The organism is Nafulsella turpanensis ZLM-10, assembly GCF_000346615.1.
In the GTDB taxonomy this organism is placed as follows: domain Bacteria; phylum Bacteroidota; class Bacteroidia; order Cytophagales; family Cyclobacteriaceae; genus Nafulsella; species Nafulsella turpanensis.
On record NZ_ANNU01000013.1, the window covers coordinates 57,869 to 84,092 of the forward strand.

Sequence of the window (26,224 nt, forward strand, 5' to 3'; positions counted from 1 at the left end):
ACCGGCTAAAAAATGAAAAAGGAGATTCTACCATGGCAGTATCTTTCCCTTTTTCTTTTGTTACCTGTTTACCTTGACCAACAGTTGCCTACCATCATTGTTTGGTAATGCCGGTTGTAATTACCATGAAAGCTTCTGTGACTGTATTTCCCTATGCCTGAAGCTTTTTACCCCTCTCTCCGAAGGGGTAAGGTGGAGCACCTTAACAGGCCGCTTAGTTTAGAGGTTTCGCTGTAGGGAATTTCAAACAGCTCATAGCCCCTCGATCGTAGCAGAGGTTTCAAGCTTTTAAACCCTTCCTCTACCACTATTTTTTCAGGGGAGATAGAGAAAATATTGGGGCACATTCTTACCTTCTGTTCCTGGTTTACCTTTATCAGCTGTTTATCGGAAAAAATATCGAGAATAGCTTCCGGTGGATCGACAAAACCTTCCGGAAATATAATGGCCTCCTCCTCCCCAATTGGCTGAAAGGCACAGTCGAGGTGCAGAATATGCTCCACAGGGTCTTTACTCTCTCTTATCCGCAGTGGAATCACTTCTTTATCGGGTAGCATTTTCTGCAGGAAAGTAATTCCTTCCGAATTGGTTCTGCCACTTTGCCCAACAAAAACAAATTTATTCCATAGTACAATATCACCCCCTTCTATGGTCGCCCCTTCAGGAATTTCAATAATTTTACTGGGGTCGAGCTGTTCCATGATTCCGCTTATTCCCTCCAATTCTTTCTGCCGGACGGGTTCTTTCATGTTGGCTACAAAAAAGTTGTCCTCGATAACAAAGCCAATGTCCCGGGTAAATATCTGTTCGACACCCTCTAAATTCTGTGGACGATACACCTCCACCCCATTCTCCCGCAACACCTTTTCAAAAGCACCAATCTCCTCTCTTACATCCTCCTCTTCAGGATAGGTATTGTTTTTTAAATGTTTTCGGCTCATGGGATCGATAGTTCTTGGCTCTCCCATGTCTTTACCTATGCCGAGTACGACTGCCTTAAGCGGAGCAGTTTCATTGCTTACCTGCAACTTTATTCTTTCCATTTTATTGATATCTGTTTAACTTATAAAAGCACTGAGCGGCATAAGTTGTTTTAATTGGTAAGAGTAGCCGGCCAGGAGAACGAGGGACAAAAAGTCTTATATCCAGTACATTATCCCCTCCTTGAAAAAACCAATTTCCAGTCGGGCTTCCCTCTTTAATAGCAAACTATTAAGAAAAATACTTTTAGTCCCTTCTTCTTAAGCAACAGAACTTCAGCAGCTGTGGCCTATTTATTTTATCGTTCCTATTTATTTCACTTCTTATGTTAGCAAACGTAAACAGTTACAGAAATGCCCGTAGCTTCCCCTTCCTTTTTAGCAGGCTTTAGCCTGCACTACCACTTGTGGCTCCTGAACCGTTACTTAAAATATTCAGGACCCCAAACAGCACTACGGCCACATAAACAAGGAGAACAAGGCCTAAGGCAACTACCTGCCAACGCTTAAAACCATCCTGATCCGCCTCGCCGCCCCATTGAATAAAAGCCGCATATAAAATACCCATAAGACCTACAAAACTGAGAACTGTTACAAAAAGGGGGAAATTATTTACCGGCAGGGTTACCATGGCCAGAGGGAAAAAAGCCACTGTTAAAGTAACTGCATGATCTCCTATTACACTGGTAACCCCAGAAGTGATTTGTCCACTTTTGGCAACATTCCAGGTGGCAAAAACTTCTGGGAGCGCCGCCATAGGTGCGGTAATAAAAAGGCCACCCACAATCTTCGACATTCCCAGGGCGTCCACAATATTTTCGGTAGCCCTAACGGTAAAGTAGGCTCCTAGGGCAAGAACAGCTATCCCGGCAATAGCCAGCCATATTTCTTTCTTTTTCCATTCTACCTTTTCGCCTTCTTTTCTTCCTCTTAACAAGGCCTGGCTTAAGTACAGGGCGTACATGCCCAGCATAATCCACCCATCCACAGGCTGCAGCCCTCTCCATTGAGGTGGCACTGTTAAAATAGCCACAAGCGCAACAATCAAAAGGTACGGAAGAGCTTGCACAGTTACCGCTTTTGGATCTACCTTCAGAAGGTGCTCCTTTATATGTTGTTGATGCTCTTTATCTGCATTCTTTTTCTTTAGGTGCCGTGTAGCCAAATAAGCAGTTACAACCATAAATGGAATGGCAATAACATTTGATCCGAACATAGTTCCCAGTCCAATGTCCCCAACTCCTTTTATAGCACTGGCAATGTTAATTCCTATTTCAGGGCTTGCGGCTGCCAGCCCTACTAAAGCTCCACCTGCGGCAACAGAGAAGCCCCATTGCTTTCTTAATTTTTTGAGAGGATGTGCCAGATGTTCTGCTCCCCAGTGTGCCGCCCACACGGCCGCTATCAAAACCAAAGCCCATATCCATGTACCCATATATATTTCATTTAGTTAAAAAAATGCCTGAGCATAACCGTTGTTTGTCGCATACAGAAAGCAGAAGTAAATTAACCAGCTATTCTCCATTTAACCCGGTTCAAATAAAGAGAGGGATAACGCTTCTGAGCCAGCTCATATCCTAAAACCCATTCATATTGAAAACAACTAACTCATAATAAATAGGTTAACAATCCACCTCCTCTATTCTTTTAATATAACAAACCTCTCATTTTACAATCTGTTACCTATTTTCCCTCTTTCACCAGGCTTTCTCTATTTCTGGCACCATTCCTGAGTAAGAGTTTCCGGAACCAAACATTTTTTAAACTCTTTTTTTCAGGAGGTTGCAGACTTTTTTACCAGGACTTTTCATTCCCCTGTAACAATAATATTTTCAAAACGGCAAGGTTAAACCCTTGCCGTTATTATTTAATGAGAAATGAGAGGTAGCCCAACAGGAAAAAGATTAGACCATCTTGTAAGGTGAAGGAAAACAGCTATTTGGTAGTTGTACCGAAAAGCGCTCTTTCAGGCATTTTATTCTCTCCGCCTTTACCTTGGATTTTCATGACCTTATTTTTCCTGAAGCCTGCTTCCTTGCGATTCCGGCTACTTCAATAATAACGGCAGGAGTATCTTGAGGTGTAAAAAGGGAAATAATGGAAGATGAATGGGAAAATTTAAAAGATCCGCCTTCAGAGTTGAATGGAAAAGTGCTAAACCAGGAGGACCATCGATTCTTTACTCAATGCCTTTTTTTCACTTTCTTTAGCAAAGCTACAATAGGAGGAACCACCTTCTCCGGATAGGTATATAGGCAGAAATGGTCGCCAGGCACCTCGAACGTGGATTCGTCAGGAAAGCGGACAATCGTATCGGCCCGGGCATGAATTCGAAGGTCCGGGCTTTCCTGCACTTTCTCCCTTACAGGATTAAAAATAAGCCTGAACTGATTGTTGACATTATCCTTATTCCCCTGCACCATGTTTTCGAAGACATGGCGGTAAACTTCCATGGAGGGCTTCCCTTTGTAATATTTCCAAACCGTCAGCTTTTTCACCAGGTGGTTAAGCACGACCTTTTTTTTAGTAGCCCAGAAGATGAGCGGAAGGTTGCGGGTGGGCGCCACTACTTTTCCGGGGTCGGTCCAGGAGGCAATCTGCACAATGGGGCAGTACACCAGGTGCTTAATATGCCAGGCAATCCATCCCCCCATGGAATGCCCGATTACCACATCCTCTTCAGTAATGTTAAACTGCCTGACTAAATCAGCGGAATACTGCAGCACGTTTAATCCTCGCATTTCTCTATCGGGTAACAGGCTCCAATTATCCAGGAAAACTTTTTCGCCGGGCAGGTGCGGATGAAGCTTTTCAAAAACAGATTCATCTTCTCCAAAGCCGGGAATAAAAATAAGACGCATAGTTTCTTTTTCAATTGCTTTCGAAAACAACAGATTACTCCTATCCTCCCTTTTGTACGAGATGGTAATCTTCCGGATTAAACTTTCTCGTTATTTTTCGGAAGGTGGTCGTCAGGCGTGGGTACAAAGTTGTATTCCTTCCCTTCTCATTCATATACCAGCTTTGGCAGCCCGAGTTCCAAACGGTTCCTTTAAACTGCCTCTGTAGTTTTTTATTATAAGCCTCCTGTACTTCTTCCCGCACCTCTAAAAAGCTTTCCTTGCCGCTCTGTTCAAGGTATTCGATGTACTGCATCAGGTAATTCATCTGCGATTCCATCATATGGATTACCGAATTATGTCCCAGGCCGGTGTTAGGTCCAAGAATAAAGCCCATATTTGGATAGCCTGCCACGGTGGTTCCAAGAAAGGCTTCAGCTCCCTTCTCCTTCCATTCTTCTATTAGAAGGCGGCCTTGTCTTCCTACTATTTTGGTATACAGCTGAATGTCAGCGGCCACAAAACCCGTCGCAAAAATAACTGCATCGAGGAAATGTTCCTGTCCATCCTTTGTGCGTATGCCCTGTTGCGTAAAACGCTCAATGGAGGCTGTAATAAGTTGAACATTGGAGCGGTTAAAAGTGGGGTAGAAATCGTCGGACCGGAGGATGCGCTTACAGCCAATGGTATAATGAGGCTGAAGCTTTTTCCGTACTTCGGGGTCTTTTACTTCCTTCTTCAGCTTTCGTAAGGAGAGCCATGCCATCAGCCGATTGAAATGCGAATAGCCTATAAACCCAAGCCCGCTGAGCTCATTGAGCCAGTAAATAACTTCACGCTGAATTTGCTGTAATAGTGGAAAACGCCTGAACAGCCATTTGCTAAAACCACTGAAATCTTTATCGAAGCGGTGCGCTACCCAGGCCGGAGTCCGCTGCAAAACCAGCAACTGTTTTACCATGGGAGCAATACTGGGTACGATTTGTATGGCACTGGCTCCTGTACCTATAACGGCTACTCTTTTTCCTTTTAAGTCGTAGCTGCTATCCCAGCGGGCAGAGTGGAAGGTTCGGCCTCTAAACTCCTCCAGGCCTTCGAAGCGGGGAATGTGGGGCCGGTTAAGAGGTCCAAGGCCCAGGAGCAAAACGGCCACTGTATAGCTATTCCCTTTCCGGTCTATTACTTTCCAGTAGCCTTCGCTTTCGAGGAAGCGGACTTCTACCACATCGGTATTCAGGCGCAGGTGCCTGTCAAGTCCGTTGTTAGCCACCACTCGTTTGATATAGGCAAGAATTTCGGGCTGGCTGGCATACATTTTACTCCAACCCAGGTTAGGCTCCCCGGCAAAAGAATAGAGGGGTGAGGCCACATCACAGGCACAGCCGGGGTAGATGTTTTCGCGCCATGTGCCTCCTACTTCAGACGCTCTTTCAAAAATGATGAAGTTATCACGCCCGCTCTTTTTCAGCCTCAGGGCTGCTACCAAACCGGCAAAGCCTGCTCCTACGATGCCTACCTGAAAATCTGCTTTCACCTTTTTCCTCGCTTTCTCTCCTGATAGGGATCAGTAAAGGTTTTTGCAATCTGCCCCTTCAGTATTTTGGTATAGCGCACAGGGAGTAAACGGCTGATAAAGTCAAGTGCTTTACCGTCGGGCCCAATCACAAGTCGTTGCTTTTTCTTCTCTATCGCTTCCAGTATAAGGCGGGCCGCCTTTTCGGCCGTTGTTGGGGCTGCTCGCTCAAATTGCCGTACTGATTTGCAGTGCATGGCCTCGGTTGCTATAGGCCCCTTAGGAAGGGAAGCTCGAACAATGTTAGTTTTAATACCACCTGGGTGTACAACCGTAGTTCTAATGTTAGTGCCGGCTAATTCCATTCGAAGGGTTTCGGTAAAACCCCTCACGGCGAATTTGGAGGTACAATAGGCCGACTGGTTGGCGGCACCAGCAAGGCCGAATACACTGGAGAGGTTAACAATATGACCTTCATTCTGCCGGATGAAGTAAGGATAAAAAGCTTTGCAGGGATATATCGTTCCCCAAAGGTTAACGTTAAGCAACCATTCAAAGTCTTCCAGCTCAGTATGCTCAAAACTCCCGCTAAATAAACCTACTCCTGCATTATTTACCAGCACCAGCCGGCGACCCGCTAAAGTGGGAATTATTTTATCAGCAAAAGCAAAAACAGCAGCTTTATCGGCAACATCCAGCTGGTGGATTTCGATTTCATTCCCTTCCTTTCTCACCAGCGCCTGGGTCTCCTCCAGCTCCGAAAAATTTATATCAACCCCAATTACAGCAGCCCCTCTTTTTGCTCCCTGGAGCGCCAGTTCCCGTCCAATACCGGAAGCCGCACCTGTTATCAGCATTACAGAATTTGGAAGATAGGAAGTGGACATTTTTGAAAGACTTTATTCGGTTTGGTTGTTTTATTTGATAACCCGCTTTCCAGCAAAATTTTATCCTGCCCTGCGATTAACCCCTAAGCCGGCTTAGTTTTTCTGAATTCACAATGGTGATTTTCCCGCTATTGACCTCAATCAGGTTTTCATCCTTAAAATCGCTTAAAGTACGAATGACTGTTTCGGTCGATGCTCCTACAATGTTCGCCAGGTCTTCCCTGGAGATGGAGAGTTTATACTTCTGCTCTCCTTCTTTTTTATACTGTTTTTCAACCAGCAGCAGTGCTTCTGCCACCCTTTTGCGAACAGAATGGAAGGCCAGCTTTAATAAACGTTCTTCTTTCTCTGCCAGATTATCGGAGAGTATTTTGATAAACTTATTGGCTACATCGCGATTTTTGTGAATCAGCGAAAAGAAATCATCCCGTGGAATTACCACCACTTCAGACTCTTCCAGGGCAACGGCCGTTTCGCGATACTGCTGCTCTTCGAGTAAATCGATATAACCAATAAAATCGCCGGGCTTATAGAGGTTGGTAATATACTCCCTGCCTTCATTATTCGTCTGGTATCCTTTTATACTTCCTTTGTCCAGGAAGTAGAGAGCATTGGGGTAGCTCCCTTCTGAGTAGAGGTACTGCTTTTTCTTCAATACCGATCGTTTCTGGCCACCGCCAATCATTTTGTCAAGGTTTTCCAGTCCACTGGCTTCCTGCATAAACTGCTTGAGCCCTTCGGCATTTTTCTGAAAATCGGCTTTGAGAATTTCATTCTTCTTCAAGCGCATTTCAATGGCATCTAGCAGTTCTATATCATCGAAAGGCTTAACCAGGTAATCATCTGCTCCCAAATTCATTCCCTTCCTAAAGTCCTCTTTTTCTGACTTGGCTGTCAGAAAAATAAAAGGGATTCCGGAGGTGGCAGGATTTTTACTTAACATATGCAAAACGCCATAGCCATCGAGCTGAGGCATCATAATATCGCAGATAATCAGATCGGGTTTTTCTGATTTAGCTTTATCCATTCCAATTTTTCCATTTTCTGCCTCTATAACCTCATAGTTGGCAAGCGATAAAATTTCGGCTGTGTTCTCCCGGATTTCCTGGTGGTCTTCTATCAGTAAAATCTTTTTCATATTTCGGCTGTTTTTGGGAAAGTGGCTGTTAGTCGGGTTCCTTCACCAAGGCGGCTTTTTAACTCAAGGGTCCCTCCCATTATATCAATATACCGTTTAACAATGTTTAAACCGAGGCCGGTGCCTTGTATATCCGACACATTGCCTGCCCGGAAGAAAGGAGAAAAAAGGTGGGCCTGATCTTCTTCAGGAATGCCAATTCCTTTGTCCTCCACTTTTATGCGAATTTCTCCTGCCTCTATGGCAGTGCAAAAATAAATAGGCTCCCCTTCGCCGGAGTATTTGCTTGCATTCGATAGCAGGTTAAGAAAGATATTGCGCAGCAGTTGTTTGTCCAGCACCACGACAGTTTCTTTGCCGCTATGCTGGAAATCAATCTTCTGTCTTGCTTTTAAATACCCCTGCATTTCATCTTTTACCTCTGTTGCCAAAGCCGGGAGATCAAAGGAAACCGGCACATTATAAATCTTACCTTCCTCAATCCGGCTAATGGAAAGGAAATCATTAAGGATTAGGGTAAGGTTGTTAACAGCAGACTTTATGCGCTCTACATGCTTTTGCCTTTTTTCGTCGTCTTCCGCGCTGTGGTATCGGCTAATAAGAGAGGCCGAGGAGAGGACTGTACTGAGTGGAGTTCGAAATTCATGCGAAGCAGTGGTTACAAACCTTGATTTCAGTTCGTTCAGCTCTTTCTCTTTTTGTAAGGCTTTCCTTACTTCCTGTTCTGCTTCCAAAAGGCTTTTGTTGGTACGCTCCAGTTTCCGGATGGCCTCGGCCAATTCGTGCGTCCGCTGCTCCACCCGCTCTTCCAGTTCCGTATTAAGCTTCTGAATTTGGGCAAGGCTTTTGGCATGCTCAATACTGTATCGGATAGAGCGTTCCAGTTCATAAGGATTAATTGTTCCTTTTACCAGGTAGTCCAGCGCTCCTACACGCATGGCTTTTTCATCTGTTTCTCGATCACTTTGCCCGGTAAGCAGAATAAATGGAGCAGTGCTGCCAGCCTCAATGGCCTGCTCAATTAACTCCAGTCCGTCCTGAGCGCCAAGGCGAAAATCCACCAGATATACATCATGCTTCCGCTCATCAATCATCCTTAGGGCGTCTGAAAAAGAAGCGGTCCAGTCGAGCAGATAATTTCGACCCGGAATATCATTGATGATGTCGCGGGTAATGATGAAGTCATCCTCATCGTCATCTATCAGCAGTATTTTTATTTTGTCAGGCATGAGTATAATCTGGAGTCATTCGTCATGAGTCTTGGGTATTTTGCTCTTCAGTCTCAGCTCTTATGTCTCACCTCTATTGTCTATTACTTAAAACTTTGGGAGTTCCACTATTTCGAACCAGTATTTGCTCAGGGTTTTCATAACATCTACCAGGGAAGAAAAGGTAACCGGTTTTGTGATAAAAGAGCTAACGCCAAGGTCATAAGTCCGCAGCACATCTTCTTCGGCCTTGGAGGTGGTAAGCACTACAATCGGAATCAGGCGAAGTGTATCGTCGGTCTTTATTTCTTTCAAAGCTTCCCTGCCATCTTTTTTAGGCATGTTTAAATCAAGCAGAATAAGGCCGGGAGTAGGAAATTGTTGCTTATCGTTAAAGCGGTTACGGTTATGAAGGTAGTCCATTAACTCCTCCCCATTTTCAACGAACTGAATCTGATTTTTAAGCCGGTTTTCTTCCAGTGCTTCCTGAATCAGCATCCGGTCTTCCGCATCGTCATCAGCGATTAATATCACAATTGGTCTTTTACTCATCTTTCTTTTCGTTTAAGACTCCTGGGGTTGCCTGATGGCCAGGGTTACAATAAAACGCGTACCTACACCCGGCTGGCTTCGGGCGGTAATATCACCCCCATGCCGGATGGCAATTTTACGACAAATGGCCAGCCCCACGCCCGAGCCTTCGTACTTCTGGCCTTCCAGGCGCTGGAATATATTAAAAATCTTATCCAGGTATTTTTCATCAAAGCCAATTCCATTATCTTCTACATAAATTTCGGTAAGCTGGTCACCCGGGGTGGCGGTAAGGTGGGCTTTCCGCTGCAAACTTTTAGCGTAAATATTGATAATAGGATTTTCATTTTCCTTTCGAAATTTAATAGCATTGCTGATCAGATTCTGGAACAGCTGGCGCATTTGGGTTGGTTCTGCTTCTATTTCCGGTAAAGGCGAACGAATAATTTCGGCTTTGCTCTTTTCTATCGCGACTTCCAGGTCCGACAATACTTCTGAAAGGACATTATCGAGTTTTACTTTTACAAAAGGTTTTGATTTGCTGGTAACCCTTGAAAAAGAAAGCAAATCGTTGATCAGGTTTTGCATGCGGGAGGCAGCATTCAGCATCCTGTCAACATAATCTTTTCCCTGATCACTTAAATTTTCATAGTCCTTACCCAGGAGGCGATCACCAAAAGCCTGAATTTTTCGGAGCGGCTCCTGCAGGTCGTGCGAAGATACATAGGCAAAATCCTGTAACTCCCTGTTACTGCGCTCAAGTTCAGCTGCATAACGGCGGAGCCTTTCTTCATTCATTTTCTGCTCAGTTATATCGTGTACAAAACCGGTATACACTTTTCGACCAGAGAGGTAAACTTCGCTTATACTTAAATAAAAAGGAAACAGGCTCCCATCCTTCCGCATGCCGGTTACTTCTCTTCCAATCCCGATAATACGTTTTTCGCCCGTTTCGTGGTAGCGCCCCATATAGCTGTCGTGCAGGCTTCGGTCCGGCTCTGGCATGAGCATGTTAACACTTTTCCCCAACAGCTCATGCTCTTCATAACCAAACAGCTTTGCGGCCGAAGGATTCACCATTTCCATAATGCCACGGGTATCGATGGTAATTATTCCATCGACCGCTGCTTTTATGATAGAGTTTATTTTATTTTCACTTTCCCGTAGCGCTTCCTCTGCTTGTTTAAGTTCGCTGATATCATGCACAATACCGGTAAAAATTAGCTTATCATGGAGGCGCACCTCACTGATGCTGAGCAAAAAAGGAAAAACAGAGCCGTCTTTCTTTTTGCCTAGAACTTCCCTTCCCTTTCCAATTATTTTAGCCTCTCCTGTGCGGAGGTAGTTTCCGATGTAATCATCGTGCCTGCTGCGGTCGGGCTCAGGCATCAGAATTTTTATGTTTTGCCCCAGGATTTCTTCAGGCTGATATCCAAATATTTTCGCCGCTGCCGGATTTACCGATTCCATTATACCATGAGTATCAATGGTAATAATTCCATCGATAGCTGTGTCAATGATTGCTTTCAGCCTTGATTTATCTTCTGTGTTCCAGTCAGGTCTGTAGGGTGGCTCTTCCAAGTATTTCTGTTTTTACTAAAAATCGTTTTGAAGGTAATCAAATATACTAAACAATCAGTCAAAAGGTAAAAAACCCAGCCAAATCAAGCACCATAAAGTCTTTAAAGGCCCTTGCAGGCAGGCATTTTTCGGCTCAAAGCTTTTTGCCAAAGATATTCCAACTGCTGTAGTTAAATAATGACTTTTATCATATTCCGGGCTGTTGGCTATCATGCCTGTTCACTCCACATACCTGTATTTTTACATTTCAGGAAACAGCCATAACTACCTGAAAGGGAGAGTGCCGGCTACTTTCTAAAAGTAACAAAAGGATATTTACAGCGATAGCTAAAGTTCAGAATAATGAAGAATATTTTACTGGCCACTGATTTTTCTGCAAATGCACAAATAGCTGCCATTTATGCAGCTGAGTTGGCTTATCGTCTGAAAGGTCGCTTAATCATTTTCCATGCCTTATCCTTTTCCCCCGAAATGCTGGAGGAAGAAAATGTTGATAAAAAGAAGAGCCCCGAGGGACTGGCCCAACAAAAGCTGGATATTATTGCCCAGGAAATACACAGCCGGTTTGGCATATCGGTGAGCCGGCTGATTAAACCTGGCACTCCGGAAACAGAAATACCTGCCATGGCCCAACACTTAAAGGCGGAGCTAATTGTTGTTGGGACTCAGGGAGCAAAACAGGAACTGGGTTTTGTGGGTACCGTAGCCGCTACACTCCTCAGGAAAAACGATTTTGCGGTGGTATGTGTACCTCCGGCTGCTCTCCTGAATTTCACTCAGCAACTGGCCCTTATGGTAGAAAAAGAGCAAAACCTTTGTAATACCACCGGGCTTGGCTTTTTATCAAACCTGCGGCTTGATTCATAATCATTGAACAGCTTTCACCTTTCTTCCCCATCTCCTTCTTTTTCTACTCTCCTGCCAACACTACCTTCTTCTCTGAATACTCGCAAAAATCACCATAAAAGATCGTTATATTTAAACAATATTAATTTATTGTTAATTATATCCTAAACGACACAATAAAATTTATATGGGAAGACTGGTTCTGCTGTTGCTTGTTTTTTAAAGATACAGTCCTTTTTGATGTTCTTTTTTCATCTTACTAAAAGTTAATTCATGAAGTACCCGCGGCCCTTTTCACAGGAAAACGACCAGCCTCATCTGTTTCTAAGAGTTTCTCCGGTAAAGGTCTTCTATTTTTTGTGTTCCTTCATTTTATTGCTTTTCTCCTTCAGCAGCATTATAGCTTTTCTTAAATACTACTTACAAAAGAGCACGAACATCGTTCATATCCTGCTCACCTTTTTTTACCTGGATAACGAGAACAATATCCCCACTTATTTTTCCTCTGTCTTTCTACTGTCGGTAGCGGTTTTGCTGTTTTACATCTCCCTGAATAAATTTAAAATTGCTGATTCATTTAAATATTACTGGCTTCTGTTAAGTGGTATTTTCCTCCTCTTATCAATGGATGAGTTTATAGGTGTTCATGAATTAATGATTGAGCCCATGCAGAGAGCCATGGAGGCAACAGGCTTTCTGCACTTTGCCTGGGTAGTACCGGGAATGATATTTGTAGGGATTCTGAGCATTTTCTTTATACGGTTCCTGCTTGAGCTGAAAGACCGTTTCAGGAACAGGTTTATTTTAGCCGCATTGCTGTACCTGGGTGGTGCTTTAGGCATTGAAATGATAGGTGGCTACATTAACTTCAATCGGGGCACAGAAAACTTTTTATATGCCATGGTTACCAATATTGAAGAGGCACTTGAAATGTTGGGGATTAGCTATTTTATTTACAGCCTGCTCCTGTATACCAGAGAAGAACTAGGGATGAACCTTGTTCTTAACATTATAAAGAAAGAGCAGGCTTCTGGGGAAATTAAACTAAGGGGAAGGTTCTCCGGCTTAAAAGACAGGTTCATTACTCCTGCTCCACCCAGGAAAATAACCGTGAAAGAAGAAAACAAAACCTCCTCCTGAGACTTTTGCCGCTCGTTCTGAAAAAGAAGGATAACGCTCTTCTGGCATTATTAAACCAGGGAAGCCGCCTTTTTTTGGGCGGCTTCATTTCCAAACAAAACCAGCAGGAGATTTTTCTACTTTAGAAAGCGATAACTCCCTCGAAGACAAACCCTTTAAATTCTCCGCCGTGGAAGATGCTGGTTTCGGCGTATCCTTTATACTGCTGGTTTACATACTCTCCTTTCAGTAGGATGTTATCAGTCAGGAACCATCCACCGCCTACCTGCACTCTGTCAATGGTTACATCATTGCCGGCTACTCCATTAGCAGGAGCCAGCTGCCCGTTGAGCGTGTTGTAGCGGGCACCGATGTAGAGCTGTTCCCTTTCAAGGAAGCGGTAAATAACTTCACCTGCCAGTTGATTCCAGCGTCTGTCCTCAACTTCAGCAGAAGCTTTTCCTGCAGTCGTTTCATACACTCCGAAGAATTCCAGTCCTCCTACTTTTACAAAAGGATTGACCATAATGGAGGTTACTTTATTTGTTAAGCCAGGATTCACTCTTCCTGAGGTAAAGCCGGGGGCTACTGTATTCTCCATTACATTGTAATAGCGGGAGCCTGTTCTGTCGCCACCATAGAGGGTGTTTCTTGAATCACTGTTAGCTGTATAGAGAGAGCCTGTTAAGCGGACACGTACATCATCAGCAACATAGCTGTCATAGCCAATCTTACCCAGGAAGGCTGGGGACTTATCTTCTTTGCTGATTACACTTGGGTTGAGCTCACCTGTAGTGATACCTGCCATGGCAAGGAAGCCATTGTTAAAGTAGTACACTTCTCCACCCACCTCTGTGGTAAAGGCATCCATTATCAGGTTGCCCACGAAAGGGTTGTGCATGGCCGCACCGTTGTCTGTTCTTCTGAAGTGGGCATCACCATAGTTAATCTCCATGTGCCCTGCTTTTATCATCACATTCTCCATTACCCTGTCAATGAGCGCACTGTTGAGCATGGTAAGTTTCTCTATCTGAAGATAACCTCCTTTTACCCATGCCTCTGAGTGGTGGCGACTGGATAGGTAAGTCACCAGGTTCAGGCGAATACCATCTGCTAACTGCGCATCCAGGTTCAGGTTGGCTGTGGCAAGGTTAGCTCCTACTCCTATGTCTGCTAACTTGTTCAGGTCAGTTCCCTCCACCAGTCGCTCTGCTGCCTTATTCGTATGGCTGATAGCCTGCAACTGCTGGGCAAAACCTACACCAAAACGTACCTTTACCTCATCAAAAGGAAGAGTGTCTGTTGGAACAGGCTCAAAAACATTCAGGCCTCCTAAGTCATAGGCCCTGAACGAATCAAAGGGCGCCTGCTGGGCAAGTAGTGCTACCGGAGCAGTCATAAAGACCGCTGTACAAGCTACAAAAGTTGTTTTAAGAATGAAGCGTTTCATAATAATTAGGATAAGAAGTTGTGCATATTTATAAGATATTGGTTTGGCCTAGATAAAGGTCGAAGGAAATGGTAATGTCATCGCCAGTTTTAACAGTGCCGAACATTACTTCCGGAGGAGTTACTCCATAGTCCGTCATTTTAATGTCCTTTAAACCCTTTACCTATATGTTTCCTGTTGCATCTGTCCTATACTCCACCAGTATTTTTTCAGGTCGGGTTTTTCCAGCAATGGTTAAATTTCCTGATACTTCCAGGGCAGAAGCGCCATTGCGCTGAGCAATTTTATTAAAGTCTTTCATCTGGAAGTGAATGTCTGGATACTTATTAGAATTGAGCGCTTTATAGGCATTCTTATCCATCACTGCCTTTCCACTCTTAAGGCTTTCTACCGGAACACGGACATTGATTTCTTTAATGTGAAGAATCTCAGTGTCGGCTATTTCTATATTTGCATTCCCTTTAACTGTTTTAGTATCCATAGTCCAGACATGCAGAGTAGAAGTTCCTGTAATGGAAAGCTTACTGTTGGCTGAGAACTGGTAAATATGCTGTGGGCTGTTGTAGGTAAAGGGAAACCATAACAAGCTAAAGATTATTAGTAGGGTCTTCATGATTTCTAAAGTTTGGTGGTGCTTTTTTATTTTAATTATAATGTAAAGGTAGACCTGAAAGAGGGTGGAAAATATGAGGGATGATGGGCCGGGTTATGACAGTTGATGGCTTTTTGCCTGATCAAAGTCAGTACTTTCTCCACCGCTAAGCCCAAAGGGCAGAATTGCTATATTAGATAGGGCTAAGTTTATTAGAAGGTGAAAGGATCATTATTCTCTTCGGGCTGTAGCAGAATTCCTTGCCTTTATTTTGCTGGATTCGAAGTAATTAGAAAATAGTTTAAAAGTATAGAGGCACTCTTTTACTTTTATTTATTTCTTACTACATTTGCCATAGTAGAAACTTAAACACCTATACCATGATCGCACAGGAAGAAAATATCCTCGACGTCACCATTTTAGACCCGCGGGAAAAACATCCCACCATTTTCAAAAGATTCGAAGAGCTTGCCCCGGGCCAAAGTCTTACCATCCATAACGACCATGACCCTAAACCTCTCTACTACCAGATGCTGGGCGAGCTGGGCAATATTTTTATTTGGGAGTACCTGGAGGAGGGGCCAGAGTGGTGGAAAGTAGTATTAACAAAAAGGGCGGCCGGGGAAAAAGATGAAACCCTCGGTGAAATTGCAGCAAAAGACCTGCGAAAAGCAGCAGTTTTTAAAAAATACGGACTTGACTTCTGCTGTGGTGGAAAGAAAACTGTTAAAGAGGCTTGTGCGGAAAAAGGCCTTGATGTAACTAAAATCGAGCAGGAATTACAACAAGCAAACGAAAACCCTGCAGCCAGCAGGCCATTACCTTACCAGAGCTGGGAACCTGGCTTCCTGGCAGACTACATAGTAAATACTCACCACAGCTATGTTAGAAATACGCTGCCGGATATTAGTACTTATGCCGAAAAAGTAGCACGGGTCCATGGCAGGCAACACCCAGAATTATTTGAAATAAACCAACTGGTAGGAAAGATAAGTGAGGAGTTACTGGACCATATGCCTAAAGAGGAAAATATCCTCTTCCCTTTCATTAAAGAACTGGCCCGGGCAAAAAAAGAAAATACTCCTTTAGCAAAACCTGGTTTTGGAACGGTAGAAAACCCCGTTCGGATGATGGAGGCAGAACATGATTCAGCAGGACGGGACCTTGAAAAGATAAGAGAGTTGAGCCGGAATTATGCCCTGCCGGAAGATGCCTGCGGCAGCTATAAGCTACTATTTAAAATGCTGGAAGACTTTGAAAATGATCTCTTCATCCATATTCACCTCGAGAATAACATTCTTTTTCCTAAAGCCCTGGAAATAGAAAAAGAGCTAAGATCATGAGTAAAAAAACAAAACCTATCAAAAGAAGCCCTGCATTGGTGGAGTTTTCGAAGGATCATCATTTCGGGCTTTTGCTGGTATGGAAGATTCGGCAGGGACAGCGAGCAGGCATACCGCCTGTTCGCATTGCTCAGTACGTGACCTATTTTTACGAACAAGACCTGCAGCACCATTTCGCTGATGAAGAAAAATTTCTCTTTCCTACTCTCCATGAGCATAACTCTCTTCGACAGCGGGCGGAGAGAGAACATGCTGAAATAAGGGGCCTTGTAAGTAGCATCCGGCATTTTCCTTTTGACCCTGAGTGGCTCAAAAGCTTTGCCGAGCTGCTGGAGGCACATATCCGGTTTGAAGAGCGAGAACTTTTTAACCAACTACAGACCCTCATGAGTGAAGCGGAGCTTTTAAAGCTTTTAAAAGAGGTACCAGCCAGACCACACCTTGAGGATGAAAAATGGAGAGACCGTTTTTGGGAGCGAAAGCCAAAAGAGATCACTGCGGAAAATCGCAGCTAAACAGGAGGGCTCCCTCACCTGCCTTTGCAATAGCGGCCTTCCGGGTAAAAGCCCAGCTGTAGGAAGCGGGAAAGAAACCATTGCACTTCTAAAGGTCACTTATTTGCCTTAAATTTCCCTCCTGATCCGGGGCTCCTGATATTTCCTGCAGGAGCCCCTTATTTATAAATTTGCAGAATATGCTAAGCTACACCTGTAAGACAGCCATTAAAGCAGTAATCTACCTCGCCTCCGGGATAGAAACCGGCGAAAAGAAATCTATCAAAGATATTGCCGAACATATAAATGCAAGCGGACATACAGTAAGTAAAATGTTGCAAACGCTTGTAAAGAGAGGTGTTATCAACAGCACCAAAGGACCATCCGGAGGCTTTTACCTAAGCGAAGCTCAACTCCTCCAACCCATAATTCTAATTGTGGAAGCCATCGATGGACTTGCCGTGTTTAATGAGTGCGGCCTTGGCCTTAGCCAGTGTTCCGAAACCCATCCCTGCCCTATCCATGAGCAATACAAAAAGCCAAGGGAACTCATGGAAAAGCTGTTTAGGGAAAACAAAATAAAGGACTTATGTCAGCCAGTTAATAATGGCCTCGCTTACCTGGTGGGTTAAGCAGTTCTCCTGCAACAAGTAATTGCCCTAAACAGAAAATCCTTCCGGATATGATTATCATCATAATTATTTTCATGGCTGTATGCTTATTTAGCATTAAATAACTCTAAACTAATTTAACCATGAAAACAAGATTATGGGCCACTTTGGTGTTGATGCTGGTAGGGTTTAGTGCCCGTGCCCAGACCCTTTCCGGAAAGGAAATTTTCGCCGGCAACTGCACGGCCTGTCACTCCATTGGTGGAGGAGATATCCTTGGACCAGACCTGGCAGGCGTTACGGAAAGAAGGGAGGCAGACTGGATCAAAAGCTTTATCACCAATTCGCAGCAAATGATAGCCGCAGGAGATGAAGTGGCGGCTGAATTATTCAACAAGTACAACAAAATTCCTATGCCACCACACAAATTCTCTGATGAGGAGCTTAATAACCTGCTCAGCTATCTGGAAGAAGCAGGCCCGGAAGCTGTAGCTGAAACCACTCTTCCAAAGGGAACTCCTGAAATAGCAGAAGCACAAGTGGTAAAAGCCGGTAGCCCCGAAATGCCCATGTCTGTAAAAGTTATTCTGTGCCTATTGAGTACTGCAGCTGTAATCCTTTCCATTACAGCGATTTACCTGCTCCGGATGCTTAGAAGTTAAAAGCATTCTTTACTCCAAAGAGAAAATGCAATTGTATAAAATTAAGTAACTAATAACCGTAAGAGAGTAAGAGCTGCCGAAACCTGACAGCTCTTTTTGTTTTTCCCTCTTATCCGGAAAAGGGGTTCCACGGCCTAAAATTATCTCTTACCTGAACAAAAAAAGAGAAACCCTCTCCATTTTTATTACAAATGCCAAAACCCAATCCTTTCCAATCAAGATCTAACCCTACCATGGACACTCCCAATTCTACATCCCCAGATAAGGAGAAAGAGTATACAAAGCAGAAATAAGTAATGAGGCGGCTACTTCTCCAAAACTGGTAAACAAAGAAAAGGTCGATCCTTTTAGAAGACCGACCCTAAAAAAGCTATTTTACCGAATTAAACCGCTTCCGAATCCTTACCCTCCACTTTTGTGGCCCTTTTTCAAGGTATTCCCAACTAAAAGAATCGCCTCTGTCATCCAGTAACTGGTAATAAAGAATAAAAGGGTTGCTTTCATTAGAAATAACCATACTCTCCCCTTCCTGTAGCCGATCAAACTCCTGAAGAATCTTCGGCTTCATTGGGAGCTTAATTTTTGTAACAGGGAATAATTTCATACACTTTTCTTTATGAAGTTCTTTAAAAACCATCAAAGATTCCCGCCACTAAGCTGTCACGTGAAAAGGTATTATACCAGTTTTGGCCGGTTTTCGAACATACGGAGGAAAAGGTGGGTAGACATGGTTCTTGCACGGTTCTTTGCAATTTGGGCATTGGTACCGGTAAAGAACTCATCTATAGTAGCAAACCAGATTTGCAGCCATTGCCCGAAATGCTCCATACTTATATTGTAGTCCATATAACGGTCCACCCGCCGGTGGGCTTCAGGCGGATTGCCCCTGTAAGTCCTGTTCAGCGTAAGATTTGTTTCCCAGAAATCCGTTAGCCGCTCCAGGTGTTCCGGCCAGTTTTTGATCATGCCATTAAAAATCGGCCCCAGCATTTCATCTTTCCGAATTCTTCCATAAAAAGTGTGAATGAGGAAACTAATGTCTTCCCTTGTATTTAGCTCTCTTTTCATAAGGCTATCCTTTTACTTTTTGTCCGGGACATTCAGAGGAATAATAGTCAGCAGAAAAGCTGATTCTTCTAATGCTTCGACACTATGGCGAATAAACGCTTCCAGGCTCAGCATTTCGCCTGCTTCGAGAGTAACAGCTTTATCTTCCGCAAAGAACTTTATTTTTCCCTCGATACAATGAACAGTTATTGGGCCTGGAGCCTGATGAGGTTTAATTTCTGTACCTGCTTTTAATACATTCAGCAACAGGCGAAGAGCTTCTGATTTATGCATTAACCTGGCACTTCGGCCAGTCTTTGCCCAACTATTTTCCTGCTTCAATTCCTGTACCAGGGCCGGAAGAGAAAAGTTAAAGAGTCCATCATGGGAGGTTCTCGATCCGGCAACCTGATTGTCATTTCTGCTTTCCATATCCATTTATTTTATATTTAATATTGCTGCTAAGGAGAGCAGAAACATCAGTTTAATTGAATTTTCTTAATAATCCTTCAGTATCCTGAAGCGGAGGTTGTGGAGAGAAGCATCGAGACTCATTTGGCAGGAGAGCCTGCTTTGGGAAGTTTTGTTAGGAAGTCCCTCAAGCGTATGTGCCTCATAAGGCTCCATCCCTCCCTTTTCTCCTTCTAAAATTTCAATGTGGCAGGTTCCGCACATGGCCTGACCCTTGCAATCGCCCCAGTCTTCAAATAATTCATTGTACACAAACTCCATCAGACTGCGGTATTCATGCCCTTCAAACTCCAGCATTTCTTCATCTCCCGACTCATTCTCCATGTAAATTCTATACTTACTCATCTGATCTAATTTCCAAAGCCGGACTATTCGGGTGTAAAAAATAAAGCCAGCCCTGGTATAATAATCAGCAGCTGGCTCACTGAATTAAATAATATTGATCAGAATAAGGCCCAGGTGAATGAGACTACTGATGATAAAGAGCGGCAACACTATTTTAGAAGACATATCGCCAAGCAGACTAACCAGGATGGCAAAAGACAAAACTGCCATCAGCGCGAATTGGATAGGATCATTACCATTCACACAGATTAACAGCAGCGTTACAGGCACAATAATACAGGTCTGAACCAATAGAATAAAAGCCATCAGGCCCAAACGATTAAAATTTGCCTCTTCGCATTTCGTATTGTACCAGTTCATCAGGTTTTCCATAATAAAATATTTTTAAGTTTTACTATGGAATAAAATTAGCGTCCGGAGACCGGAAAAATTATGATTCAGATCATATCCAGGCCTGATTCATCTCAGCCGGTTTTGCTAAACATCTGAGCCTCAAATAGGTTTTATAAACCTGATTTTGCTAATGCCGCGCCCCGGCAATAATTCTGAAAATATGCAAAACGGCAGGAAAAACCGCATCTACCGATTCAGCAGCTCCTCTGGTAGAACCTGGCAGGGTTATCACTAAAGTATCACCCACCAGCCCTGCTACAGAGCGTGAGAGCATGGCAAAGGGCGTCCGCTGCTGTCCATAGTCTCTGATGGCTTCCACTATACCAGGAATTTCCCTGTCCAGCATCGGCCGTACTGCCTCGGGTGTAACATCTCTTTTGGAGAGACCGGTACCTCCGCTGATGAGTACCATATCGCAGCCGCCATTTACCAGCGCCTGCACCTTTTCCTGAATCTGCTCCACCTCATCGGGAATAATGGTGTAGTCGGCAATAGTTACCTTATGCTGCTCCAGCTTTTCCATCACCGCCTTCCCTGCTTTATCTTCTTTCTTTCCGGCCGAAATGGTATCGGAGCAGACAATTACACCCGCCTTCAATCCCTGCCTGAAGTTATCTTTAAAATCCGATTTCCCGCCCTTTTTCTCCAGCAGTCTGATGTTCCGGATTTCGATGCCTTTATCGATGGGTTTAAGCATATCGTACATGGTGAGAGCCACCACGGAAGCGGCATGCATGGCCTCCACTTCCACCCCTGTTTTGTAAATGGTATGCACCTCCACCTCTACAAAAATTTCCAGCTCTTCTATACGGTAGCGGACAGCGGTATACTCCACCGGCAGCGGATGGCAGTCCGGGATGATATCGCTGGTTCGCTTGGCGGCAAAGAGTCCTGCGGTTTTGGCCATCTCAAACACATCGCCTTTCGGGACTTTCTTCTGCACGACGGCTTCAATGGTTTCAGGAGTACTTACTTTTACGGTAGCCTGTGCGATGGCTTTGCGAAGGGTACTGGATTTATGGGTAATGTCGACCATTTATTTTTTACTGGTGGATTAGGTATTTAATTGATGGTAGTTTTTCAGGCGGAGCAACTTTTAATCCGCGGGGCTTCAGGTATTGACTTTCCATACGGAAGTATCATCTTCAAAAAGCTCTTTTCCCCATACCGGCACCTCTTTTTTAATACGTTCCACAATTTCGTTGCAGGCGTCAATGGCATCGCGACGATGCTTGGAGGAGGTAAATACAAAAAGGCATATTTCGCCAGTCGCTACCCTTCCGAGGCTATGGTAAATGTGCATGCAGGTGAGCTGATACTTACTGAAGGCATCTTCACGGATAGTATAAATTGCCTCCTCCGCCATTTCGGCATAGGCGGTGTACTCAATGGCTTTTACTTCTTTTCCTTCAATAATGTCGTTACGCACCTGCCCTAAAAAGATGCTATGGGCGCCTATCTCGGTTTTACTGCTGTGTTTGGCGATGGCTTCGCCGATAAAAGCAGCAGGAATGGCCCCTTCTCTGAATGAATTTCGCTTTTTCTTTTCTTTCATGATGACTGTTTTTCCTGTTCTGTTATTTCTGATGCAGCTAAAGCATTAACGCCTCCTTTCAGGCTCCACAGCTTTTTCTGAGGATATATTTTCCGCACCAGCTCAACTGCTTTTTTACTGCGGATGCCCGACTGGCAAATGAAGAGAAGCTGTTCGGCTTCCTGCAGTTCTTCCATCCTCCTGTTCAGCTCCTGTAGCGGAATTCTGCAAACCTTAGGATTTTTCAGCTTTGGCTGCTCTTCAGGCCGCCTTACATCAATGGCAAGCGTAGCTGATTCCTGCAGGAGCCGCTCAAAGTCCTCCGGCACTATTTCTTCTACCTCCACTTCCGGCATTCCGCAAAAACTACCATAGTCCATCTGCTTCAATTCCTCTTCAGTTTTTGGTGCGGTGACTGCTGATTCCGGATTGGGCTGCAACTCAAGTTCGTAAAATGAATTATTTAAAGCATTAAAGGTGAGCAGGCGGTTATGCAGCGTTTCCCCGATGCCGGTAATCAGTTTAATGGCTTCATTGGCCTGCAGGCTTCCAATGATTCCCGGCAGCACGCCCAGTACACCGGCTTCCGAACAATTCGGCACTTCCTCCGGCCTAGGCGGTTCGGGGAAGAGGTCGCGATAGGTGAATTTCGGCTGCTTGTTTTCTGACCCGGAATAATTAAATACCGCCACCTGTCCTTCGAAGCGAAAGATGGATGCATATATGAGCGGGATATCCAGCAGCACACAGGCATCGTTGACGAGATAGCGGGTAGGAAAATTATCGGAACCATCGGCCACGACGGTATAGCCCCTCATCAGCTCCAGTGCATTCTCTGTACTCAAGCGGGTGGTATAGGCCTGCACTTCCACCTCCGGATTATAAGCCCTTAGTTTTTCAGCTGCCACCTCTGCTTTGGATCTGCCAATGTCGCCTTCGGTGTACAATACCTGACGGTGCAGGTTCGACAGCTCCACCCGGTCAAAATCGACAATACCGATATAACCAACGCCTGCCGCAGCCAGGTAGAGCATAGCAGGACAGCTGAGTCCACCGGCACCTATCATCAGGATTCGGGCCTGCTGCAGCCGTTCCTGCTTTTCCCTTCCGAAGTCCGGCAGTATCATTTGCCGCTGATATCTCTCGAATGTATTCATCATTTCATCTTTACGTGAATTATTGGATAAACTGATATTCAATAAGGACGGCCTTGATGAAAAAGCGTGAAGAATTTCAGGTAATGGAGCGGTTAAAAAACCTCCACTGTTTGAGCCGCAGGCGAGTTTGGAGGTTTTCAGCGGAATGAACTGAAATTTAGCTTTTTCATCACAGCCTTGACCTTTTGACGGTCCGCCGCTGCGGTACTTTTGCGTCAAGGCAAAAGTACAAAGAAAATGGAGGAGAAGCCTGAAATGCTTTAAATCGCATTCAGCCCAGTAGGTGCTGCTTTCGCGTGAAACCAACCCATAACTCACGTTATCTTAAAAAATCAACCACCGGAATATGGGGGAAGGAGTGCCACTTCTGCGTCATTTTCTAAACCCACTTCAGCATTGGCCAGCTTCTTATTGACGGCCAACTGGTATTTCATCGTTTGCAGGGCAGGAAATTCCTGTTCCAGCTTTTTTCGCAAAGCAGTGGTATCGGCAATGTCCTGCCACTTCCATTCTTTTTGACCTGTTACATCGGCTATTTTTCCGAAGGCCAGTATTTTTACTTCCATTGCTGTATCTCTTTTTTTGCCTCTTCAAATTCTTCAGGCGTATTTACATTTTTAAACAGGTACCGGAAATCCAATCCGCTTTCCTCCATCGGTAGCATTTGGCAATCAAATTCCTTCATTAAACTCCGAAGTTGCAGCCTCCCTGCTTTTAGAGCTGCTTCCATACTTGCCAGGCAACTTTTAGCATAGATGCCACAGAGCGGCTGTATGCGTCCTTCTGTAAGAGGGAGTGTGACGTCCGCGTCTCCGGCTTTTTCCATCAGGTAACGGACAGCTTCCCGACTAATAAAGGGCATATCGCAGCTTACCATAAAGTTATAAGGCGAGGGGCTATGCTTTAGTGCGGTGCAGATACCGCCTAGTGGCCCCTGTCCTTTTTCCTCGTCTTCCAGCACCTGATACCCCAGCTCCATATAAGCCGGGTCGTTGGCGATGAGAATAACCTCCCTTACACAGGGTTCCAGCGCTTCAATTACATAATCCACCATCCGCTTTTTGCCCAGCATAAGCAGTCCTTTGTCCTGCCCCATGCGGGAGCTCTGACCTCCGGCCAGCACAAAAGCGGTGATGTTTTCCTTTGCCACACTCATGCAAAAAGCAGTTTAAAACAGGCGATAACCAGCACCAGTGCCAGCATCCGCTTCAGGAAGGTACCACTGAAATAATTGGCACCAAAATAAGAGCCTAAAGTACCTCCACCCAGGGCGACCGCTACCAGCCACACGATGTCCTGCCCCAGCTCCATCCCCATCATTACATTGCCCAGCAGTCCGGCGACAGAGTTAACGGTAATGAATAAAGCACTAATGCCGGCTGCTTCCTTCATATCGGCCCATGCCAGCAGCAGAAGAACCGGCGTAAGAATGATACCGCCACCAATGCCAATGAGCCCGGAAAGAAAGCCAATAACGGCCCCTATGAGCAGGCTCAGCCATAGTTTTATTTCTCTTTTCTTTCCCTCTTCCTGCGGCCAGAATCCTGCAAAACGTATGATGGGTAAAATCAATATCACGCCTAAAATTCGTTTATAAATAGTTGGGTCAAGTACCACCATCCCTCCAAGAAAAGCCGCCGGCATCGATACCACCACCAGCATCAGGAAGAGCTTCCAGTTGAACTTGCCCTTGCGGAAGTACTGGTAAAAGGCCATCAGGGACACGAAGATGTTCAGGATGAGAGCCGAGGGTCTCAAAAGCACCGTCGGCACATTAAACAGGGCCATTAAGGCCAGATAGCCACTGGCCCCTCCATGCCCTACTGCTGCATATAAAAAAGCAACGACAAACAAGAGGACGTAAAAAATGAGAGAGAGCTCCGCCATTTATCGGGCCATACTGTTTTTTGTGTTAAAACTGGTTTTAAATTCCTGAAACTCCTCCATCAGCTACTCAAAACTTCCGAGCAGCTTTTTTCCTTCAGCAGTCAGCCTGGCACCGCCTCCTTTCTTTCCTCCCGTACTTTTCTCTACCAGCGGATTGGCTGCCGCTTCGTTCATGGCCTTTACCATGCCCCATGCCCTTCGGTACGACATTTCCATCTGGCGGGCGGCCTCGGCAATGGAGCCGGTCTCTTCTATCTGCCTGAGGAGTGTGGCCCTGCCTTTGCCGAGCATCAGGCCCTCTTCACCCTGCAGCCATAAATTTCCTTTTACTTCCATTCCCATTCTGTTAAAAAGCCCCGTCCTCCAGCGGATATACCTTTACCATTTCACCTTTTGCGAAATGCTCTTTCCCTTCCTCCAGCTCTACCAGGCAATCACTTTCTGCAAAGGCATTAAGCTTGTAGGATTCCTGCCCCTGCAATACTGTCACCTCCTCTCCTTCCATTTTCCCTTTCATGAAATGCGTGAGCCCCTGCCTTTTCTGCACATTGGCCGACAACTTTAAAAGGCCTTCAGCTTCAAATGTATTTTTCATCCCTTTCATCTGTCGGATGGCCGGCTTAACATACTGGTAAAAGCAGCTCAGCACCGCCCCCGGATTCCCCGGCAGGCCAAACACGAGGGTATTTCGCTTGCGACCGCAATACAGCGGCTTGCCTGGTTTCTGCTTTACCTTGTAGAATATCTTCTCCACACCTGCTCTTTCCAAAGCCTGATGTACATAGTCATAGTCACCGACTGAGATACCCCCAGTTATCAGAAGCAGCTCGCATTTCTCCAGATATTGGGCAATGGCATTAAAAGTTTCCTCCGCCTCATCGTCGATAGAAGAGAGGAGTGGAGACTTAATACCCATCTCTGCCAAGGCTGCCTGCAGGGCAAAGGAATTGCTTTCATAAATCTGGCCAGGCTGCAGCGGATTCCCCGGCTTTACCAGCTCTTTGCCGCTTACAATTACCGCAATTTTGGGAGCGGTATATACTGAAACCTCCTTTAGTCCGAGACTAGCCAGCAGGCCAATCATGCCGGCTTTTAAACGAGTGCCGGCTTTTAATACCTTTTCCCCCATGGCAGTCTGGGTCCCTTTCCGCCGGACATTCCCCCCTTTTTTTAGTCCATTATCGAGCACCTGCAGGAGCTGGTTATTTACTTCGGTTTTCTCCTGCATCACCACGGAATCGGCTCCTTCAGGGATAGGAGCACCGGTAAAAATCCGGGCTGCTTCGCCCCTTTTCAGCACAGGAAGCCGGGTGTCGCCGGCCTGTATGGTGTAGCTTATTTTGAGAGGCTTCTCCGTCTGGAAATCCGCAAAGGCAAAGGCGTAACCATCCATCGCTGAATTGTCGAATGAGGGTACCTCCATGGGAGCTTCAATGTCAGATGCCAGCACATGGTTCACCGCCTCCTCCAGCGGCAGCACTACCGGACAAGGGGCTGGAATATGCTTACTCAGTAACTTTTTAGCTTCGTCAACAGGAATCATCTGGTGTTTGAAAAATTCGATATGTTTAAAATGTCATAACGGGAAGCAAAAA

At 45.0% G+C, this 26,224-nt stretch carries 31 protein-coding genes; 6 read left to right on the forward strand and 25 right to left on the reverse strand.

What is annotated here, in order from left to right; translation table 11 throughout:
* Positions 1 to 167: 167 nt before the first annotated feature.
* The 10 genes from F752_RS0106335 to F752_RS26215 all read right to left on the reverse strand — a co-directional run bounded on the left by F752_RS0106335 (position 168) and on the right by F752_RS26215 (position 10,891).
* Entirely contained in the window at positions 168 to 1,043 is an 876-nt protein-coding gene (locus tag F752_RS0106335) for a dimethylarginine dimethylaminohydrolase family protein (protein WP_017730892.1), read from the reverse strand.
* A 325-nt stretch (positions 1,044 to 1,368) separates the two neighbouring features.
* Positions 1,369 to 2,415 carry a sodium:calcium antiporter gene (locus tag F752_RS0106340; protein WP_017730893.1) on the reverse strand — a complete coding sequence of 349 codons (1,047 nt, stop codon included), beginning with the start codon at positions 2,413 to 2,415 and terminating at the stop codon, positions 1,369 to 1,371.
* 748 nt (positions 2,416 to 3,163) lie between these two features.
* Entirely contained in the window at positions 3,164 to 3,841 is a 678-nt protein-coding gene (locus F752_RS0106345) for an alpha/beta fold hydrolase (RefSeq protein WP_040664431.1), read from the reverse strand.
* A gap of 40 nt (positions 3,842 to 3,881) precedes the next feature.
* The gene (locus tag F752_RS0106350) at positions 3,882 to 5,354 is read right to left on the reverse strand and encodes a flavin-containing monooxygenase (protein ID WP_017730895.1); all 1,473 of its coding nucleotides are present in this window, start codon (positions 5,352 to 5,354) and stop codon (positions 3,882 to 3,884) included.
* Positions 5,351 to 6,220: an SDR family NAD(P)-dependent oxidoreductase gene (locus tag F752_RS0106355; protein WP_152425052.1), complete on the reverse strand. Its 870-nt coding sequence runs from the start codon at positions 6,218 to 6,220 to the stop codon at positions 5,351 to 5,353. The genes F752_RS0106350 and F752_RS0106355 overlap by 4 nt, the downstream gene beginning before the upstream one ends.
* A 76-nt stretch (positions 6,221 to 6,296) precedes the next feature.
* Positions 6,297 to 7,358 (reverse strand): response regulator, encoded by a 1,062-nt coding sequence (locus F752_RS0106360; protein ID WP_017730897.1) that lies wholly within the window; start codon positions 7,356 to 7,358, stop codon positions 6,297 to 6,299.
* Positions 7,355 to 8,587 (reverse strand): hybrid sensor histidine kinase/response regulator, encoded by a 1,233-nt coding sequence (locus F752_RS0106365; protein ID WP_017730898.1) that lies wholly within the window; start codon positions 8,585 to 8,587, stop codon positions 7,355 to 7,357. The genes F752_RS0106360 and F752_RS0106365 overlap by 4 nt, the downstream gene beginning before the upstream one ends.
* 87 nt (positions 8,588 to 8,674) lie before the next feature.
* Positions 8,675 to 9,118 carry a response regulator gene (locus tag F752_RS0106370; RefSeq protein ID WP_017730899.1) on the reverse strand — a complete coding sequence of 148 codons (444 nt, stop codon included), beginning with the start codon at positions 9,116 to 9,118 and terminating at the stop codon, positions 8,675 to 8,677.
* A gap of 12 nt (positions 9,119 to 9,130) precedes the next feature.
* Positions 9,131 to 10,678: a PAS domain-containing sensor histidine kinase gene (locus F752_RS0106375; RefSeq protein ID WP_017730900.1), complete on the reverse strand. Its 1,548-nt coding sequence runs from the start codon at positions 10,676 to 10,678 to the stop codon at positions 9,131 to 9,133.
* 54 nt (positions 10,679 to 10,732) lie between these two features.
* On the reverse strand, positions 10,733 to 10,891 hold the full coding sequence (locus F752_RS26215) for a hypothetical protein (protein ID WP_017730901.1): 159 nt from the start codon (positions 10,889 to 10,891) through the stop codon (positions 10,733 to 10,735).
* A gap of 129 nt (positions 10,892 to 11,020) precedes the next feature.
* Here F752_RS26215 and F752_RS0106385 point away from each other — a divergent pair, with 129 nt between their 5' ends.
* Both F752_RS0106385 and F752_RS25235 read left to right on the forward strand, forming a co-directional pair.
* Complete coding sequence (locus tag F752_RS0106385; protein WP_017730902.1) at positions 11,021 to 11,545, forward strand: universal stress protein; 525 nt, start codon at positions 11,021 to 11,023, stop codon at positions 11,543 to 11,545.
* A 252-nt stretch (positions 11,546 to 11,797) separates the two neighbouring features.
* The gene (locus tag F752_RS25235; RefSeq protein ID WP_017730903.1) at positions 11,798 to 12,664 is read left to right on the forward strand and encodes a hypothetical protein; all 867 of its coding nucleotides are present in this window, start codon (positions 11,798 to 11,800) and stop codon (positions 12,662 to 12,664) included.
* 121 nt (positions 12,665 to 12,785) lie between these two features.
* On the opposite strand, the gene F752_RS0106400 is transcribed toward F752_RS25235, so the two are convergent.
* Positions 12,786 to 14,093, reverse strand: coding sequence for a hypothetical protein (locus tag F752_RS0106400; RefSeq protein ID WP_026135561.1), 1,308 nt, complete (start codon positions 14,091 to 14,093; stop codon positions 12,786 to 12,788).
* Between the two features lie 163 nt (positions 14,094 to 14,256).
* Entirely contained in the window at positions 14,257 to 14,706 is a 450-nt protein-coding gene (locus tag F752_RS0106410; RefSeq protein ID WP_081604521.1) for a YceI family protein, read from the reverse strand.
* 359 nt (positions 14,707 to 15,065) lie between these two features.
* Here F752_RS0106410 and ric point away from each other — a divergent pair, with 359 nt between their 5' ends.
* The 4 genes from ric to F752_RS0106430 all read left to right on the forward strand — a co-directional run bounded on the left by ric (position 15,066) and on the right by F752_RS0106430 (position 17,795).
* Entirely contained in the window at positions 15,066 to 16,028 is a 963-nt protein-coding gene (gene ric / locus F752_RS0106415; RefSeq protein ID WP_017730908.1) for an iron-sulfur cluster repair di-iron protein, read from the forward strand.
* Positions 16,025 to 16,543 carry a hemerythrin domain-containing protein gene (locus F752_RS0106420; RefSeq protein WP_017730909.1) on the forward strand — a complete coding sequence of 173 codons (519 nt, stop codon included), beginning with the start codon at positions 16,025 to 16,027 and terminating at the stop codon, positions 16,541 to 16,543. The genes ric and F752_RS0106420 overlap by 4 nt, the downstream gene beginning before the upstream one ends.
* Positions 16,544 to 16,722: 179 nt before the next feature.
* On the forward strand, positions 16,723 to 17,154 hold the full coding sequence (locus F752_RS0106425) for an RrF2 family transcriptional regulator (RefSeq protein WP_017730910.1): 432 nt from the start codon (positions 16,723 to 16,725) through the stop codon (positions 17,152 to 17,154).
* A gap of 122 nt (positions 17,155 to 17,276) precedes the next feature.
* On the forward strand, positions 17,277 to 17,795 hold the full coding sequence (locus F752_RS0106430; protein WP_236613987.1) for a c-type cytochrome: 519 nt from the start codon (positions 17,277 to 17,279) through the stop codon (positions 17,793 to 17,795).
* A 370-nt stretch (positions 17,796 to 18,165) separates the two neighbouring features.
* On the opposite strand, the gene F752_RS0106435 is transcribed toward F752_RS0106430, so the two are convergent.
* The 13 genes from F752_RS0106435 to F752_RS0106495 form a co-directional block, all read right to left on the reverse strand.
* A complete protein-coding gene (locus F752_RS0106435; protein WP_201766051.1) occupies positions 18,166 to 18,363 on the reverse strand; it encodes a DUF2249 domain-containing protein in 198 nt (65 codons plus the stop codon).
* 107 nt (positions 18,364 to 18,470) lie between these two features.
* The gene (locus tag F752_RS0106440; RefSeq protein ID WP_017730913.1) at positions 18,471 to 18,863 is read right to left on the reverse strand and encodes a group III truncated hemoglobin; all 393 of its coding nucleotides are present in this window, start codon (positions 18,861 to 18,863) and stop codon (positions 18,471 to 18,473) included.
* 12 nt (positions 18,864 to 18,875) lie between these two features.
* Entirely contained in the window at positions 18,876 to 19,274 is a 399-nt protein-coding gene (locus F752_RS0106445) for a cupin domain-containing protein (RefSeq protein WP_152425053.1), read from the reverse strand.
* Positions 19,275 to 19,340: 66 nt separating this feature from the next.
* Positions 19,341 to 19,658 carry a 2Fe-2S iron-sulfur cluster-binding protein gene (locus F752_RS25240; RefSeq protein ID WP_017730915.1) on the reverse strand — a complete coding sequence of 106 codons (318 nt, stop codon included), beginning with the start codon at positions 19,656 to 19,658 and terminating at the stop codon, positions 19,341 to 19,343.
* 84 nt (positions 19,659 to 19,742) lie between these two features.
* Entirely contained in the window at positions 19,743 to 20,030 is a 288-nt protein-coding gene (locus F752_RS0106455) for a hypothetical protein (protein WP_017730916.1), read from the reverse strand.
* A 148-nt stretch (positions 20,031 to 20,178) separates the two neighbouring features.
* Positions 20,179 to 21,087 carry a bifunctional molybdenum cofactor biosynthesis protein MoaC/MoaB gene (gene moaCB / locus F752_RS0106460; protein ID WP_017730917.1) on the reverse strand — a complete coding sequence of 303 codons (909 nt, stop codon included), beginning with the start codon at positions 21,085 to 21,087 and terminating at the stop codon, positions 20,179 to 20,181.
* Between the two features lie 75 nt (positions 21,088 to 21,162).
* Positions 21,163 to 21,606, reverse strand: a complete 444-nt coding sequence (locus F752_RS0106465; RefSeq protein ID WP_017730918.1) for a molybdenum cofactor biosynthesis protein MoaE — start codon at positions 21,604 to 21,606, stop codon at positions 21,163 to 21,165.
* Positions 21,603 to 22,745, reverse strand: coding sequence for a HesA/MoeB/ThiF family protein (gene moeB, locus F752_RS0106470; RefSeq protein ID WP_026135565.1), 1,143 nt, complete (start codon positions 22,743 to 22,745; stop codon positions 21,603 to 21,605). The genes F752_RS0106465 and moeB overlap by 4 nt, the downstream gene beginning before the upstream one ends.
* Positions 22,746 to 23,074: 329 nt before the next feature.
* Positions 23,075 to 23,308 carry a MoaD/ThiS family protein gene (locus F752_RS0106475; protein ID WP_017730920.1) on the reverse strand — a complete coding sequence of 78 codons (234 nt, stop codon included), beginning with the start codon at positions 23,306 to 23,308 and terminating at the stop codon, positions 23,075 to 23,077.
* Complete coding sequence (mobA, locus tag F752_RS23600; protein WP_017730921.1) at positions 23,299 to 23,898, reverse strand: molybdenum cofactor guanylyltransferase; 600 nt, start codon at positions 23,896 to 23,898, stop codon at positions 23,299 to 23,301. The genes F752_RS0106475 and mobA overlap by 10 nt, the downstream gene beginning before the upstream one ends.
* Positions 23,895 to 24,629, reverse strand: coding sequence for a sulfite exporter TauE/SafE family protein (locus F752_RS0106485; protein ID WP_017730922.1), 735 nt, complete (start codon positions 24,627 to 24,629; stop codon positions 23,895 to 23,897). The genes mobA and F752_RS0106485 overlap by 4 nt, the downstream gene beginning before the upstream one ends.
* Positions 24,630 to 24,692: 63 nt before the next feature.
* On the reverse strand, positions 24,693 to 24,965 hold the full coding sequence (locus tag F752_RS23605) for a winged helix-turn-helix domain-containing protein (protein ID WP_040664436.1): 273 nt from the start codon (positions 24,963 to 24,965) through the stop codon (positions 24,693 to 24,695).
* A 10-nt stretch (positions 24,966 to 24,975) separates the two neighbouring features.
* A complete protein-coding gene (locus tag F752_RS0106495; protein WP_017730924.1) occupies positions 24,976 to 26,172 on the reverse strand; it encodes a molybdopterin molybdotransferase MoeA in 1,197 nt (398 codons plus the stop codon).
* Positions 26,173 to 26,224: the final 52 nt, after the last annotated feature.